Source organism: Streptomyces sp. CA-251387, from assembly GCF_050936625.1.
Taxonomy (GTDB): Bacteria; Actinomycetota; Actinomycetes; order Streptomycetales; family Streptomycetaceae; genus Streptomyces.
Window position 1 is genome coordinate 3,976,624 of the sequence record NZ_JBNJMJ010000001.1, and the last position, 12,664, is coordinate 3,989,287.

The following is a 12,664-nucleotide window of genomic DNA, read 5'->3' on the forward strand; positions in this document are numbered from 1 at the left end:
CGTTCTTCCAGGCTGTGGAGGAATTGAGTGTTCTCTGTTCGTGATTGACCTGGGGTCAGTCCGGGCTGGATGCTGAGCCGCCCCCTCCACATCTTCCCGTTCCTTCACGAAGATGGACTACTGCCTCATGCGAACCCTCACCCGCGTCGGCGCCCTGTCCGCCGTCGCCGCGGCCGCTGTTTTCTCCGCACCGGCCGCCGCCCACGCCACCGCTCCCGGTGACAACGGGACCGTCAAGATCCATGACGCCACCACCGGCGAAGAGCTGCGCAAGAACGAGCCGCACGTGTGCGAGTTCTATCTGGACGCGTTCGGTTTCGACAGCGTGCAGAAGGTCGACTGGCACATCGAGGCCTGGGCGCCGACCGCCGCCGTCAAGGGCGAGACGGTGAAGTCCGGTGCCATCACCCTGGACGGCGAGGGCCACGGCCGTACGGACGACATGACCCTGCCCGACGGGCACTACAAGCTGTTCTGGAACTTCGAGGGCGAGAACGGCTCGGCCAAGCACAAGGTGTTCTGGACGGACTGCGAGGACGAGGAGGAGGGCGGCGGCAGCACGGCATCGCCGTCGGCCTCCGCGTCGGACTCGCCGGGCGAGTCCACCTCCGAGCCGTCCGCGAGCCCGTCGGCGTCCGCCGAGGCCGCTGCGTCGTCGTCCCCGTCGGCGCAGGGCGGCGCCGAGGGCGATCTCGCGGAGACCGGCAACGGGGCCCCGGTGGGTCTGCTGTCCGCGGCCGCGGCGGCGCTGCTGGGTGCGGGCGGGTACCTGGTGTTCCGGCGTCGTAAGGCCTGACCTGGGGCTTGCCTGACGCAGGGTTGTGAACGGACGGTGCCCCCGTGCTTCGTGTGAAGCGCGGGGGCACCGTCGTGTGCGCGGGTGCTCAGCCGGTGTTGCGCAGGCCGGCTGCCACGCCGTTCACCGTGAGGAGCAGGGCGCGGGCCAGCAGCGGGTCGGGCTCGGCCCCGGCCGCGGCGGCGTCGCGCTGGCGCTTGAGCAGGGCGACCTGGAGGTAGGAGATCGGGTCCAGGTAGGCGTCGCGGATGGTGAAGGTCTGCTTCAGGACGGGCGCCGCGTCGAGGAGTTCCTTCTCGCCGGTCACCTTCAGCACCTCGGTGACGGTGAGTTCGTGTTCGGCGCGGATGGTGTCGAAGACGTGCTTGAGGTGGTCCGGGACGAGGGTGTCGACGTAGTGGGCGGCGATCCGCAGGTCGGTCTTGGCGAGGGTCATCTCGACGTTGGAGATGAAGTTGCGGAAGAAGTGCCACTGCTCGTGCATCTCGTCGAGCACGGTGTCCAGGCCGGCCTCGCGCAGCGCCTTCAGGCCGGAGCCGACGCCGAACCAGCCGGGGACGATCTGCCGGGACTGGGTCCAGCCGAACACCCACGGGATGGCCCGCAGGCCGTCGAGGGAGACGCCCGAGCCGGGGCGGCGGGAGGGCCGGGAGCCGAGGTGCAGTTCGGCGAGCTGGTCCACCGGCGTCGACGCGAGGAAGTACGACGGCAGATCGGGGTCCTCGACCAGCTTGCGGTACGCGGTGTGCGCGGCGTCGGACACCACGTCCATCGCCGCGTCCCAGCGGGCCAGCGCCTCGACGGACTGGCGGGGCGCGGTGTGCAGGGCGGATGCCTGGAGGGTGGCGGCGACCGTCAGCTCCAGGTTCTCCCTGGCCAGGGACGGCACGAGGTACTTGTCGGAGATGACCTCGCCCTGCTCGGTGACCTTGATCTCGCCCTCCAGGGTGCCCCAGGGCTGGGCGAGGATGGCGTCGTGGGAGGGGCCGCCGCCGCGGCCGACGGTGCCGCCGCGGCCGTGGAACAGCCTCAGCCGCACCCCGTACCGGTGCGCCACGTCGCGCAGGCGGCGCTGGGCGCGGTGGATCTCCCACTGGCTGGTGGTGATGCCGCCGAACTTGGAGGAGTCGGAGTAGCCGAGCATGACCTCCTGGACGTCGCCCCGCAGGGCCACGAGCCTGCGGTACGACGGGTCGGAGAGCATGTCCTCCAGGATGGTGTCGGCGGCCTTGAGCTCGTCGGTGGTCTCCAGGAGCGGGACGATGCCGATCTTGGCCCAGCCGGCGTGCAGGTCGATGAGTCCGGCCTCGCGGGCGAGGACGGCGGCGGCGAAGACGTCGTCGGCGCCCTGGCACATGGAGATGATGTACGACTCGATGACCTCGGGTCCGAAGACCTCCAGGGCCCGCTTGACGGTCTGGAACACGCCGAGGGTCTTCTCGCCGGCCGCGTCCACGGGCGCCGGGGTGGGGGCGAGGGGCCTGCGCGAGCGGAGCTCCTTGGCGAGGAGCTTGGTGCGGTAGTCGCGGGGCATGTCGGCGTAGCGCCAGGACTCCTCGCCGAGGCGGTCGAAGAGCTGGCCGAGGGCGTGGTGGTGGGCGTCCGCGTGTTCGCGTACGTCCATGGTGGCGAGCTGGAGGCCGAACGCGGACAGGGTGCGGATGGTGCGGTCCATGCGGCCGTCGGCGAAGAGGCCGCCGCGGTGTGCGCGCAGTGACGTCTGGATCAGCTTGAGGTCGTGCAGGAGCTCACTGGTGCCGAGGTAGTCGCGCCCCGCTTCGTGCGGGATTCCCTTGGCGAGGCGCTGCTTGGTGTTCTCCAGCTTCTGCCGGATGCAGGTGGCCTTGAGCCGGTAGGGCTCCTCGGCGTTGAGGCGCTTGTAGCGGGGGCTGATCTCGGGGAGGGCTTCGAGGTCGGCCTTGAGGGACTCCAGGAGTTCCTCGGTGGCGCCGGTGTAGCGGATGGAGTTCGACAGGAAGCCGCGCAGCTCGTCGATCATCTCCAGGGCGTCGTTGATGCCGTGCTCGTGCTGGAGGATGAGGACGTCCCAGGTCACCTGGGGGGTGACGTTGGGGTTGCCGTCGCGGTCGCCGCCGATCCAGGTGCCGAAGGTGAGGGGGCGGGTGTCGTCGGGGAGCTTGTGGCCGACGCGCTCCAATTCGGCGGTGAGGTCCTCCAGGACGTCGCCGACGGCGCCGGCGTGGAGTTCGTCGAGGTAGTAGATGGCGTTGCGGGCCTCGTCGGTGGGCTCGGGGCGGACGACGCGGAGTTCGTCGGTCTGCCAGACGAGGTCGATGTTCTCGGCCAGTCGGGTGTCGTTGCGGCGGCGGTCGCCTTCGAGGACCGGGGTCTCCAGGAGGGCTGCGATGCGCCGGAGCTTGTTGAGGACCGACCGGCGTGCGGCCTCGGTGGGGTGCGCCGTGAAGACGGGGCGGACGTTGAGGTGCTGGACCGTCTGGCGCAGGTGCTCGGGGTCGGCGTCCTTGAGGCGGTCGGCCGTCCGGGCGAGGAGGCCGCCCTCGGCGGCGCGCTTGGCGCGCAGCTCGCGGCCTCGGTGGACCTGCTCGGTGACGTTGGCCAGGTGGAAGTAGGTGGAGAAGGCGCGGACCAGCTTGGCCGCGGTCTCCAGCTCCGTGCCGCGCAGCAGCTCGGCGGCGGCCTCGCCGTCCTCTCGGGTGAGGCGGCGGACCTTCTCGACGAGGTCGAGGAGCTCGGGGCCTTCCTGCCGGACGAGGGTCTCCCCGAGGAGGTCACCCAGTCGGCGGATGTCGGCGCGCAGCTCGCTGCTGGTCGTCGTCTGGTCGTCGGCACTGCTCACAGGTGCGGCTCCTTGCAGTGTTGAAGCTCGTCTGGGAGGGGAACCCGGCGCTGGGGGCCGCGCGGCGGGCGCCGCATACGGCTCCTGGCATCCGGGAAGAAATCAGAGCGGACCGCGCTGTCCGACCGACTCCAAGGATAGGTGTCCATGCGGACGCGCAGTCTCACGGGCTCTTGCCGCCGGGCGGCGCACTGCCATACTTACGACGCCGTAGGTTACGGAACCGTAGGGACCGTTGTAACGGAACCTGGGAACAGTTCCCGAGACCCCGGCACCTGCCTCAACCCTCGACCCCACAGGGGACGCCCATGACCACGAGCTCCGATGTGATCGAAGACGCCCCGAAGGCGAACGACGACACCACTACGCCCTCCGCCACGCTGGGCGGTGAGCAGAAGCGCTCGCTCGAGCAGATCACGCTTCTCCTCTTCATCATCGTCCCGTTCCTCGCGCTGCTGGCCGCGGTGCCGCTGGCCTGGGGATGGGGGGTGAGCTGGCTGGATCTCGGCCTGCTGGTCTTCATGTACTTCCTCGGCTGCCACGGCATCACGATCGGTTTCCACCGCTACTTCACCCATGGCTCCTTCAAGGCCAAGCGGCCGCTCAGGACCGCGCTGGCGATCATGGGCTCGCTGGCGGTCGAGGGCCCGCTGGTCCGCTGGGTGGCGGACCACCGCAAGCACCACAAGTTCTCGGACGCGGAGGGTGACCCCCATTCGCCGTGGCGTTTCGGTGAAACCGTCCCGGCCCTGATGAAGGGCCTGTGGTGGGCGCACATCGGCTGGATGTTCGACGAGGAGCAGACGCCGCAGGACAAGTACGCGCCGGACCTGATCAAGGACAAGGCGATCCGGACGATCTCGCGCCAGTTCGTGATGTGGACGGTCGTGTCGCTGGCGCTGCCGCCGGTGATCGGCGGTCTGGTGACGATGTCCTGGTGGGGCGCGTTCACCGCGTTCTTCTGGGGGTCCCTCGTACGGGTGGCCCTGCTGCACCATGTGACGTGGTCGATCAACTCGATCTGTCACGCGGTGGGCAAGCGGCCGTTCAAGTCGCGTGACCGTTCGGGCAACGTGTGGTGGCTGGCGGTCCTGTCGTGCGGCGAGTCCTGGCACAACCTGCACCACGCCGACCCGACCTCCGCGCGGCACGGTGTGATGCGCGGGCAGATCGACTCCTCGGCGCGCTTCATCCGCTGGTTCGAGATGCTCGGCTGGGCCTACGACGTGCGCTGGCCGTCACGCTCCCGTATCGATTCGCGCCGGAACACCGAGGAAGGCGGCTCCCGGCGCCGGAAGGAGCCTGCGAAGGCGGCATGATTGACGCCGTGGCGACCGACTCCAGCAGTACCCCCGGCAATGAGAAGCAGCGGCGGACGCGCCGTACCCGGATGACCGGTGCGGAGCGGCGTCAGCAGCTGCTGGAGATCGGTCGCACCCTCTTCGCCGCGAAGGGCTTCGAGGGCACATCGGTCGAGGAGATCGCGGCGAAGGCCGGGGTGTCCAAGCCGGTGGTGTACGAGCACTTCGGCGGCAAGGAGGGGCTGTACGCGGTGGTCGTGGACCGCGAGATGCGGCGGCTGCTGGACATGGTCACCAGCAGCCTGACGGCCGGCCACCCGCGTGAGCTGTGCGAACAGGCCGCCTTCGCCCTCCTGGACTACATCGAGGAGTACACGGACGGCTTCCGCATCCTGGTCCGTGACTCGCCCATCCCCCAGTCGACGGGTACCTTCGCCTCGCTGATCTCGGACATCGCGACCCAGGTGGAGGACATTCTGGGCCGCGAATTCAAGAGCCGCGGCTTCGACCCCAAGCTGGCCCCGCTGTATGCGCAGGCCCTGGTCGGGATGGTCGCCCTGACCGGCCAGTGGTGGCTGGACGTCCGCCGCCCGAAGAAGGCGGAGGTGGCGGCCCATCTGGTGAACCTGGCCTGGCACGGGCTGGACGGCCTGGAGCCGAAGCCGCGGCTGATAGGGCACCGCAAGAGCTGAAGCGCCTCGGGTGCCCGCAGACTCAGCCCTTGAAGACGTCCTTCCCCTTCTCCTTCGTCTGGCGGGCGTTGCCCTTCCTCTTCTCGGTCTTGCCTTCGGCGGTCAGCCCCTCGTTGCCGACCGTGCGGCCCATGGTTTCCTTGGCCTTGCCCTTGAGCTGTTCCTTCTTGCCCCTGACTTTCTCTTCCTTCGCCACGTCCCTCACTCCTCGCAAGGCTTGACGTCGTGGTCCAACCAGCGGGTGACCCTCCGGCGTCCCGCTCAAACAGCGGTCACCGGCTCAAGGAACTCCAGCCGGTTCCCCACGGGGTCGCAGGAGTAGAACCGCTTGTGCCCCGGCAGGTTCTCGTCCCACTCCACCTGCGCTCCTTCGGCCGCCAGCCGGGCGCCGTACTCCTCGATCCCGGTGACGCGCAGCCCGGGGTGCGCTTTCTTCGCGGGCCGGAAGTGACATTTTCCGCCTCCGGCGGGGGCCGCCTCGACACCGAGGTGCAGTTGCACGGGTCCCGCCTGGAACCAGCAGCCGCCGCGGGCGGCGAGCACGGGCGGCTTGGGGATCTCGGTCATGCCGAGGACGTCCACGTAGTACGCCCGCAGCCGCTCCTCCGAGCCGGGCGGGGCGGCGAGCTGGACGTGGTCGACGGCGGTGATCATCACGCCTCCTTGCGGGCCACGGCGAAGATCCGGCGGAACGGGAAGGGGGTGCCGTGCGGGCCGGGCGGATACGCCTCGCGCAGGGCGGCCCGGTAGTCGCGCAGGAAGGCTTCGCGCTGGTCAGGGGTGTCGGCGAGGGCCGTCAGGACGGGGCGCAGGCCCGTTCCCTTGACCCAGTCGAGGACGGGGTCCTCGCCGGTCAGCAGGTGGATGTACGTCGTCTCCCACACGTCCGCCGTGCAGTCCAGGTCGGTCAGGCGGGCCAGGTAGTCCTGCGGGGAGAGGACGGCGTCGGAGTGGCGCAGGGTGCCGGCGAGTCCGTGGCGGTGGGCGAGGTCGCGCATTAGGCGGTGGCTCGGGGCGTCGAAGTTGCCGGGGACCTGGAAGGCGAAGGTGCCGCCGGGGCGCAGGCCCCGCACCCAGGCGCCGAAACGCTCCACGTGGCCCGGCACCCACTGCAGCGTGGCATTGCTGACGATCAGGTCGTACGGCTCACCCGGCTCCCACGTCCGTACGTCGGCGTGGGCGAAGTCGAGGCGGCCGCCGCCCCTGGTCGGGCCTTCGTACTCGACATGGGCCTTGTCGAGCATCTCGCCGGAGTTGTCGTAGCCGGTGATGTGCGCGGTGGGCCAGCGCTGCGCGAGCAGGGCGGTGACATTGCCGGGGCCGCAGCCGAGGTCGGCGATGCGGGGCCCTGCGGGCGGCTTCGCGGGGAGGTGGGGGACCCGGGCGAGGAGGTCGGTGAAGGGGCGGGCACGGTGGCCGGCGTGGCGCAGGTACTGGGCGGGGTCCCAGGTGGGGGCGGCGGCAGCGGACATGGCGAGGCCTCCTGTCTCTCGCTGTCCAGCCTGCCCCGCAAGATATCTTGACGTCAAGAGAATGGACGTCAAGAGACTTCATGTCGACACAACCACTACACTGATCGTCATGGAGGACGAGGTCGATCGGCTGGTCGCAGCGTGGCGCCGGGAGCGCCCGGACCTCGACGTGGAACCGCTCGAGGTGCTCAGCCGGGTGAGCAGACTGGCCCGGCATCTGGACCGCGCACGCCGGCTGGCCTTCTCCGAGCACAGCCTGGAGCCCTGGGAGTTCGACGTGCTGACCGCGCTCAGGCGCGCCGGAACGCCGTACCAGCTCTCGCCGGGACAGCTGCTGACGCAGACCCTGGTCACCTCCGGCACGATGACGAACCGCATCGACCGCCTGGCCAAGAAGGGCCTGGTGGAGCGCCTCCCCGACCCGAGTGACCGGCGCGGCGTGCTGGTCCGCCTCACGGACGAGGGCCGCGACCGCGCGGACCAGGCACTCGCCGGGCTGCTCGACCAGGAGCGCGCGATCCTGGCGGAGCTGTCCCGAGCCCAGCGGGGTGAACTGGCGGGCCTGCTGCGTCAGCTGACGGCGCCGTTCGACAACATCCCGGGTTAGGGGTCGTCGTTCGGGTGCGGCGCCGCTGTGGCTGGTCGCGCCCACGCGGCGGTAGCCGCACATCGACACAGCCCCGCGCCCCTAAGGGCGTTGCCGCTCACCGGCGCCTATCACGCGCTGCTGCTCTCCTCCGGCAGGATTCGGCCGACCGGGCCCAGGTCCACCGGTCCGACCCCCGCCCGCCGCGCCAGCGCGACCGCGGCCAGTGTCGAGTGGACGCCCAGTTTGCCGAGGACGTTCTGCATGTGGGTGCGGACCGTGTGCGGGGAGAGGTACAGGCGCTCGGCGACCGCCTTTCTGCCCAGGCCGGCGACCATGCAGCGCAGGACCTCGCGTTCGCGCGGGGTCAGGGACTCGACCAGCCGCTCGCTCTCGGTGCGGTGCTTGCGCGCTGCCGTCAGCTCCCGCAGGACGCCCGTGAGCAGGGCGGGCGGCAGATGGGTCTCGTCGCGCAGTACGCCGCGGATGACGGTGAGCAGCCGGGACAGTGAGCAGTCCTTGGCCACCCATCCGGAGGCCCCGGCCTGCAGGGCGAGCGCGGCCCGGCGCGGATCGTCCTTCTCGGCGAGAACGACGATCCGTACGGCCGGCTGCGCCGAGCGGACCCCGGCGACCAGCGATATGCCGTCGACCAGCCCGTCCTCGCCCACCTCCTGGACGGGCACGGCGGGCCGGACGCCCGGCACGTTGCCGCCCAGGTCGGCGTCGACGAGCAGGACATCGAACCGGCGCCCCTCGGCGGCCGCGCGTTCCAGACTGCGCAGCGCCGCCGGACCGCTGCCCGCGGCGGAGACGTCCACGTCGGGCTCGGCTGCCAGGGCGGCGGCGAGCGACTCGGCGAAGATGCGATGGTCGTCGACGACCAGGACTCGGATGCGAACCACGAAACCCCCTTCCCCAAGCTCTCGAAGAGCAGGGGATACCCCATCGTCATGAGGACGACACCGGGAGACGAACACGGTTGCGGGCACGACGCCCGAAGCACGGATGGCCGCACGGCCGCCGCCGTGCAAGAACTGCTACCCCCACTTCGGGCATCGAACCCGACTTGTCTCGCCCCCTGATCAGCACCGGCCCCCACCGGTGCTGTTCATCAGAGTACGGGCGGGGGGCAGGAGCGGAAGGTAATTTGCAGAACTGGCTGTCCGACGCGTTTATGGTGAGCCGCATGTTTCGTCTGGAGACAGAAGTCGACAAGTCACGGCACGATCTGCTCCGCCGACGGCTGCGGGACACCAACACCGCGGCCTCCCCGATCCTGCGCGCCCTGCGCGGAACCCCAGGTGAACGCGAACTTCCGCTCCAGGTCTGGGCGTTGGACAGCTCCGGAGCCCTGGCCGGCGGGCTGGTCGGTCATACGTGGACCACCTGGCTCCATGTCACGTACCTCTGGGTCGACGAACGCCACCGCGGGGCCGGCCTCGGTTCGCAATTGCTCGCACGCGCGGAGCGCACCGCCCGCGACGAACGGGGCTGCACGGCCGTACGCCTGGAGACATGGGACTTCCAGGCGCCGGAGTTCTACAAGAAGCGGGGGTACGACGTGGTGTGCGTGATCCCCGACTATCCGCCGGGGATCACGGAGTACACGCTGACGAAGCGGCTGGGGTGAGCCAAGGGTGGCTCGCCCGACGGGCGTCAGCTCGCCCGACGTGCTCCGGCCGCCGGGACCGCCTCGAAGACGCGCGGGGCGGTGAACCCGGCGGCTGCGAAGGCCTCTTCGACGGCCTTGGTGACGGTCTCGACGTCGGCCGCCTCGGCCAGCACGATCGCCGAGCCGCCGAAGCCGCCGCCCGTCATGCGGGCGCCCAGCGCGCCGTTCGCCAGGGCGGTGTCCACGACCAGGTCCAGCTCCGGGCAGGAGATGCGGAAGTCGTCCCGCAGGGAGGCGTGGCCCTCCGTCAGGACGGGGCCGATCGCCCGCGTCTCACCCGACTCCAGCAGGGAGACGACGCGCTCGACGCGCTGGTCCTCGGTGACGACGTGGCGCACCAGGCGGACCACCTCCTCGTCGTCACCGAGCCGCTGAAGCGCCGCGTCCAGGTCGTCGTACGCGATGTCCCTGAGCGCGTCCACGCCCAGCAGCGCCGCGCCCTTCTCGCAGCCCGCGCGCCGCTTGCCGTACTCGCCCTCGCTGTGGGAGTGCTTGACCTGGGTGTCGACGACCAGCAGGCGCATGCCCTCGGCGGCCAGGTCGAAGGGGATCTGCCTCTGGGAGAGGTCCCGGGTGTCCAGGAACAGGGCGTGGCCGGCCTCGCAGCACGCCGACGCCGTCTGGTCCATGATCCCGACCGGGGCGCCGACGTACACGTTCTCCGCGCGCTGGCACAGGCGGGCCAGCTGCCAGCCCCTCTGGCCCAGGTCGTAGAGGTCGTTCAGGGCGAGCGCGACCACGACCTCCAGGGCCGCCGACGAGGACAGGCCCGCGCCCGCCGGGACCGTCGAGGCCAGGTGGATGTCGGCGCCGGTCACCGCATGGCCGGCCTGGCGCAGCGCCCAGACGACGCCCGACGGGTACGCCGTCCAGGCCTTGTCCGACTCGGGTGCCAGGTCGTCGACGCGCAGTTCGACGACCCCGCCCTCGACGTCCGACGAGTGCAGCCGCAGCACGCCGTCGGCACGCCGTGAGACCGCCGCGACCGCGGTGTGCGGCAGCGCGAACGGCATGACGAAGCCGTCGTTGTAGTCGGTGTGCTCGCCGATCAGGTTGACCCGGCCCGGCGCGGCCCACACCCCTTCCGGCTCGGCCCCGTACAGCTCCCTGAACCGCTCGGCGACCGCGGCTGCCGTGTCGACGCTCATCCCCTGACCCTGACCTTCCCTGCTGAACCGGCCGAAGGGGCCGGTGAGTTGACCGGCCCGACTGCCGTAGAACTTACTTGCCGCGCCGCTGCGCGAACTCCCACGCGTCCGCGACGATCTCCGCGAGGTCCGCTCGGGACGGGTGCCAGCCGAGCCGCTCGCGGGCGGTGTCGGCCGAGGCGACCAGGACCGCCGGGTCGCCGCCGCGGCGCGGGGCCACGACCTCGGGGATCGGGTGCCCGGTGACCTGCCGGACCGTCTCGATGACCTGACGGACGGAGAAGCCGTTGCCGTTGCCGAGGTTGCAGATCAGGTGCTCGCCCGGCCGGGCGGCCTTGAGAGCCAGCAGGTGGGCCTCGGCCAGGTCTGCGACGTGGATGTAGTCGCGCACGCAGGTGCCGTCCGGCGTCGGGTAGTCGTCGCCGAAGACGTTGATCGCGTCGCGCCTGCCCTGGGCGACCTGGAGGACGAGCGGGATGAGGTGCGACTCGGGGTCGTGGCGCTCGCCGACCATGACAGTAGAAGACGTGCCGTAGGCGCCGGCCACGTTGAAGTAGCGCAGCGACACGGCTCCGAGGCCGTGGGCGGCCGCCTCGCCGGTGATCATGTGGTCGACGGCGAGCTTGGAGGCGCCGTACGGGTTCGTGGGCTGCGTCGGCGCCGACTCGACGATCGGCACCTCCTTCGGCTCGCCGTACGTGGCGGCCGTGGAGGAGAAGACGAGCTTGCGCACGCCCGCCTCGCGCATGGCGCCGAGCAGGGCCATGGTGCCGCCGACGTTGTTGTCCCAGTACTTCTCCGGCTTCACGACCGACTCGCCGACCTGCGAGGACGCGGCGAAGTGCAGGACGGCGTCGAAGGAGGAGTCCAGCCACTTGGCGGCGTCGCGGATGTCGCCCTCGATGAAGGAAGCCCCGGCCGGCACGCCCTCACGGAAGCCGGTGGAGAGGTTGTCGAGGACGACGACCTCGTCACCCGCCTCCAGCAGATGCTGGGCGACCACGCTGCCCACATAGCCGGCGCCACCGGTGACCAGGTACTTCCCACTCATGAACTCGCTACCTCTCGCAGTCGCTCGGCCGCGGCCTCCGGCCGGATGTCGTTGATGAACACGCTCATGCCGGATTCGGAACCCGCGAGGAACTTCAGCTTGCCGGAAGTGCGGCGGATGGTGAAAAGCTCGAGGTGAAGCGCGAAGTCCTCACGCACGACGCCCTCGAAGTCCTCCAGCTGCCCGAACGGCGCCTGGTGCCAGGAGGCGATGTACGGCGTCGGAGGCTCACCGGTGCCGAAGATCCGGTCGAAGCGCCTCAAGAGTTCCAGATACACCTTGGGGAACTCTGTGCGCGCGTCCTCGTCCAGCGCGAGCAGATCGGGCACACGGCGCTTCGGGTACAGGTGGACCTCGTACGGCCAGTGCGCGGCGTACGGCACGAAGGCGACCCAGTGTTCACCCTCGAGGACGACTCGCTCGCCGGCGAGTTCACGCTCCACGACGGCGTCGAAGAGGTTCTCCCCGCCGGTCGCGTCCTTGTGCGCGGCGAGGGAGCGCAGCATCAGGGCGGTGCGCGGGGTGGTGAAGGGGTAGGCGTAGATCTGCCCGTGCGGGTGCTGCAGCGTCACGCCGATCTCGGCGCCGCGGTTCTCGAAGCAGAACACCTGCTCGACGGAGGGCAGCGATGACAGCTCGGAGGTCCGGTCGGTCCAGGCGTCGAGGACGAGCCGCGCCTGTTCCTCGGTCAGGTCGGCGAAGGACGCGGTGTGGTCGGAGGTGAAGCAGACGACCTCGCAGCGCCCGGAGTCGCCGGCCAGCGAGGGGAAGCGGTTCTCGAAGACGACGACGTCGTACGACGAGTCCGGGATCTCGCTCAGCCGGTCGCCCTCGGAGGGGCACAGCGGGCACTCGTCGGCCGGCGGGTGATACGTCCGCCCCTGCCGGTGCGAGGCGATGGCGACGGCGTCGCCGAGCAGCACGTCGTGACGGACCTCGGAGGTCGTGACGGTCCGGTCGAGGGGACGGCGGTCGACCGCGTCCCGCACCGTGTCGTCGCGCAGGTCGTAATAGATGAGCTCACGACCGTCGGCCAGTCGGGTCGAGGTCTTCTTCACGCGGACTCCTCGTTCGAGCCACTCAATCAATCTGAATCATCAAACAGAACCCAACACATCGAAACAC

13 protein-coding genes are annotated in these 12,664 nt (G+C 70.3%); 5 read left to right on the forward strand and 8 right to left on the reverse strand.

The annotated features are described in order from the left end of the window. The first annotated feature begins 127 nt into the window (after window positions 1-127). Window positions 128-796 carry an LPXTG cell wall anchor domain-containing protein gene (locus tag ACQEV2_RS17580; RefSeq protein WP_433041763.1) on the forward strand — a complete coding sequence of 223 codons (669 nt, stop codon included), beginning with the start codon at window positions 128-130 and terminating at the stop codon, window positions 794-796. 88 nt (window positions 797-884) lie between these two features. Here ACQEV2_RS17580 and ppc read toward each other — a convergent pair whose 3' ends face one another. After that, window positions 885-3,614 carry a phosphoenolpyruvate carboxylase gene (gene ppc, locus ACQEV2_RS17585; protein ID WP_433041766.1) on the reverse strand — a complete coding sequence of 910 codons (2,730 nt, stop codon included), beginning with the start codon at window positions 3,612-3,614 and terminating at the stop codon, window positions 885-887. A 308-nt stretch (window positions 3,615-3,922) separates the two neighbouring features. Here ppc and ACQEV2_RS17590 point away from each other — a divergent pair, with 308 nt between their 5' ends. Then, entirely contained in the window at window positions 3,923-4,933 is a 1,011-nt protein-coding gene (locus tag ACQEV2_RS17590) for an acyl-CoA desaturase (protein WP_433041769.1), read from the forward strand. Continuing rightward, on the forward strand, window positions 4,930-5,607 hold the full coding sequence (locus tag ACQEV2_RS17595) for a TetR/AcrR family transcriptional regulator (protein ID WP_433041772.1): 678 nt from the start codon (window positions 4,930-4,932) through the stop codon (window positions 5,605-5,607). Before ACQEV2_RS17590 ends, ACQEV2_RS17595 begins: the two co-directional genes overlap by 4 nt. A gap of 22 nt (window positions 5,608-5,629) precedes the next feature. Here the strand turns inward: ACQEV2_RS17595 and ACQEV2_RS17600 are convergent, their stop codons facing one another. The 3 genes from ACQEV2_RS17600 to ACQEV2_RS17610 form a co-directional block, all read right to left on the reverse strand. Next, window positions 5,630-5,803: a CsbD family protein gene (locus ACQEV2_RS17600; RefSeq protein WP_433041775.1), complete on the reverse strand. Its 174-nt coding sequence runs from the start codon at window positions 5,801-5,803 to the stop codon at window positions 5,630-5,632. A 65-nt stretch (window positions 5,804-5,868) separates the two neighbouring features. After that, on the reverse strand, window positions 5,869-6,261 hold the full coding sequence (locus ACQEV2_RS17605; RefSeq protein WP_433041778.1) for a glyoxalase: 393 nt from the start codon (window positions 6,259-6,261) through the stop codon (window positions 5,869-5,871). Next, entirely contained in the window at window positions 6,261-7,079 is an 819-nt protein-coding gene (locus tag ACQEV2_RS17610; RefSeq protein ID WP_433041781.1) for a trans-aconitate 2-methyltransferase, read from the reverse strand. Before ACQEV2_RS17610 ends, ACQEV2_RS17605 begins: the two co-directional genes overlap by 1 nt. A gap of 109 nt (window positions 7,080-7,188) precedes the next feature. Between ACQEV2_RS17610 and tamR the strand changes: the two genes are divergently transcribed. Continuing rightward, entirely contained in the window at window positions 7,189-7,686 is a 498-nt protein-coding gene (gene tamR / locus ACQEV2_RS17615) for a MarR family transcriptional regulator TamR (protein ID WP_059196100.1), read from the forward strand. A gap of 110 nt (window positions 7,687-7,796) precedes the next feature. Here tamR and ACQEV2_RS17620 read toward each other — a convergent pair whose 3' ends face one another. Further along, window positions 7,797-8,570: a LuxR C-terminal-related transcriptional regulator gene (locus ACQEV2_RS17620; protein ID WP_433041786.1), complete on the reverse strand. Its 774-nt coding sequence runs from the start codon at window positions 8,568-8,570 to the stop codon at window positions 7,797-7,799. Window positions 8,571-8,842: 272 nt separating this feature from the next. Here ACQEV2_RS17620 and ACQEV2_RS17625 point away from each other — a divergent pair, with 272 nt between their 5' ends. Continuing rightward, window positions 8,843-9,298, forward strand: a complete 456-nt coding sequence (locus ACQEV2_RS17625; protein WP_433054533.1) for a GNAT family N-acetyltransferase — start codon at window positions 8,843-8,845, stop codon at window positions 9,296-9,298. 26 nt (window positions 9,299-9,324) lie between these two features. On the opposite strand, the gene galK is transcribed toward ACQEV2_RS17625, so the two are convergent. From galK to galT, 3 genes are all read right to left on the reverse strand, one after another. Continuing rightward, on the reverse strand, window positions 9,325-10,488 hold the full coding sequence (gene galK / locus ACQEV2_RS17630) for a galactokinase (RefSeq protein ID WP_433041789.1): 1,164 nt from the start codon (window positions 10,486-10,488) through the stop codon (window positions 9,325-9,327). Between the two features lie 73 nt (window positions 10,489-10,561). Then, a complete protein-coding gene (gene galE / locus ACQEV2_RS17635) occupies window positions 10,562-11,539 on the reverse strand; it encodes a UDP-glucose 4-epimerase GalE (RefSeq protein ID WP_433041792.1) in 978 nt (325 codons plus the stop codon). After that, window positions 11,536-12,597, reverse strand: a complete 1,062-nt coding sequence (galT, locus tag ACQEV2_RS17640; protein WP_433041795.1) for a galactose-1-phosphate uridylyltransferase — start codon at window positions 12,595-12,597, stop codon at window positions 11,536-11,538. Before galT ends, galE begins: the two co-directional genes overlap by 4 nt. Between the last annotated feature and the right edge of the window lie 67 nt (window positions 12,598-12,664).

Coding starts and splice junctions, on each gene's coding strand:
- galE (WP_433041792.1), bottom strand. CDS start 11,539: ATGAGTGGGAAGTACCTGGTCACCGGTGGCGCCGGCTATGTGGGCAGC.
- ACQEV2_RS17625 (WP_433054533.1), top strand. CDS start 8,843: ATGGTGAGCCGCATGTTTCGTCTGGAGACAGAAGTCGACAAGTCACGG.
- ACQEV2_RS17580 (WP_433041763.1), top strand. CDS start 128: ATGCGAACCCTCACCCGCGTCGGCGCCCTGTCCGCCGTCGCCGCGGCC.
- tamR (WP_059196100.1), top strand. CDS start 7,189: ATGGAGGACGAGGTCGATCGGCTGGTCGCAGCGTGGCGCCGGGAGCGC.
- ACQEV2_RS17590 (WP_433041769.1), top strand. CDS start 3,923: ATGACCACGAGCTCCGATGTGATCGAAGACGCCCCGAAGGCGAACGAC.
- ACQEV2_RS17595 (WP_433041772.1), top strand. CDS start 4,930: ATGATTGACGCCGTGGCGACCGACTCCAGCAGTACCCCCGGCAATGAG.
- ACQEV2_RS17605 (WP_433041778.1), bottom strand. CDS start 6,261: ATGATCACCGCCGTCGACCACGTCCAGCTCGCCGCCCCGCCCGGCTCG.
- ACQEV2_RS17610 (WP_433041781.1), bottom strand. CDS start 7,079: ATGTCCGCTGCCGCCGCCCCCACCTGGGACCCCGCCCAGTACCTGCGC.
- galK (WP_433041789.1), bottom strand. CDS start 10,488: ATGAGCGTCGACACGGCAGCCGCGGTCGCCGAGCGGTTCAGGGAGCTG.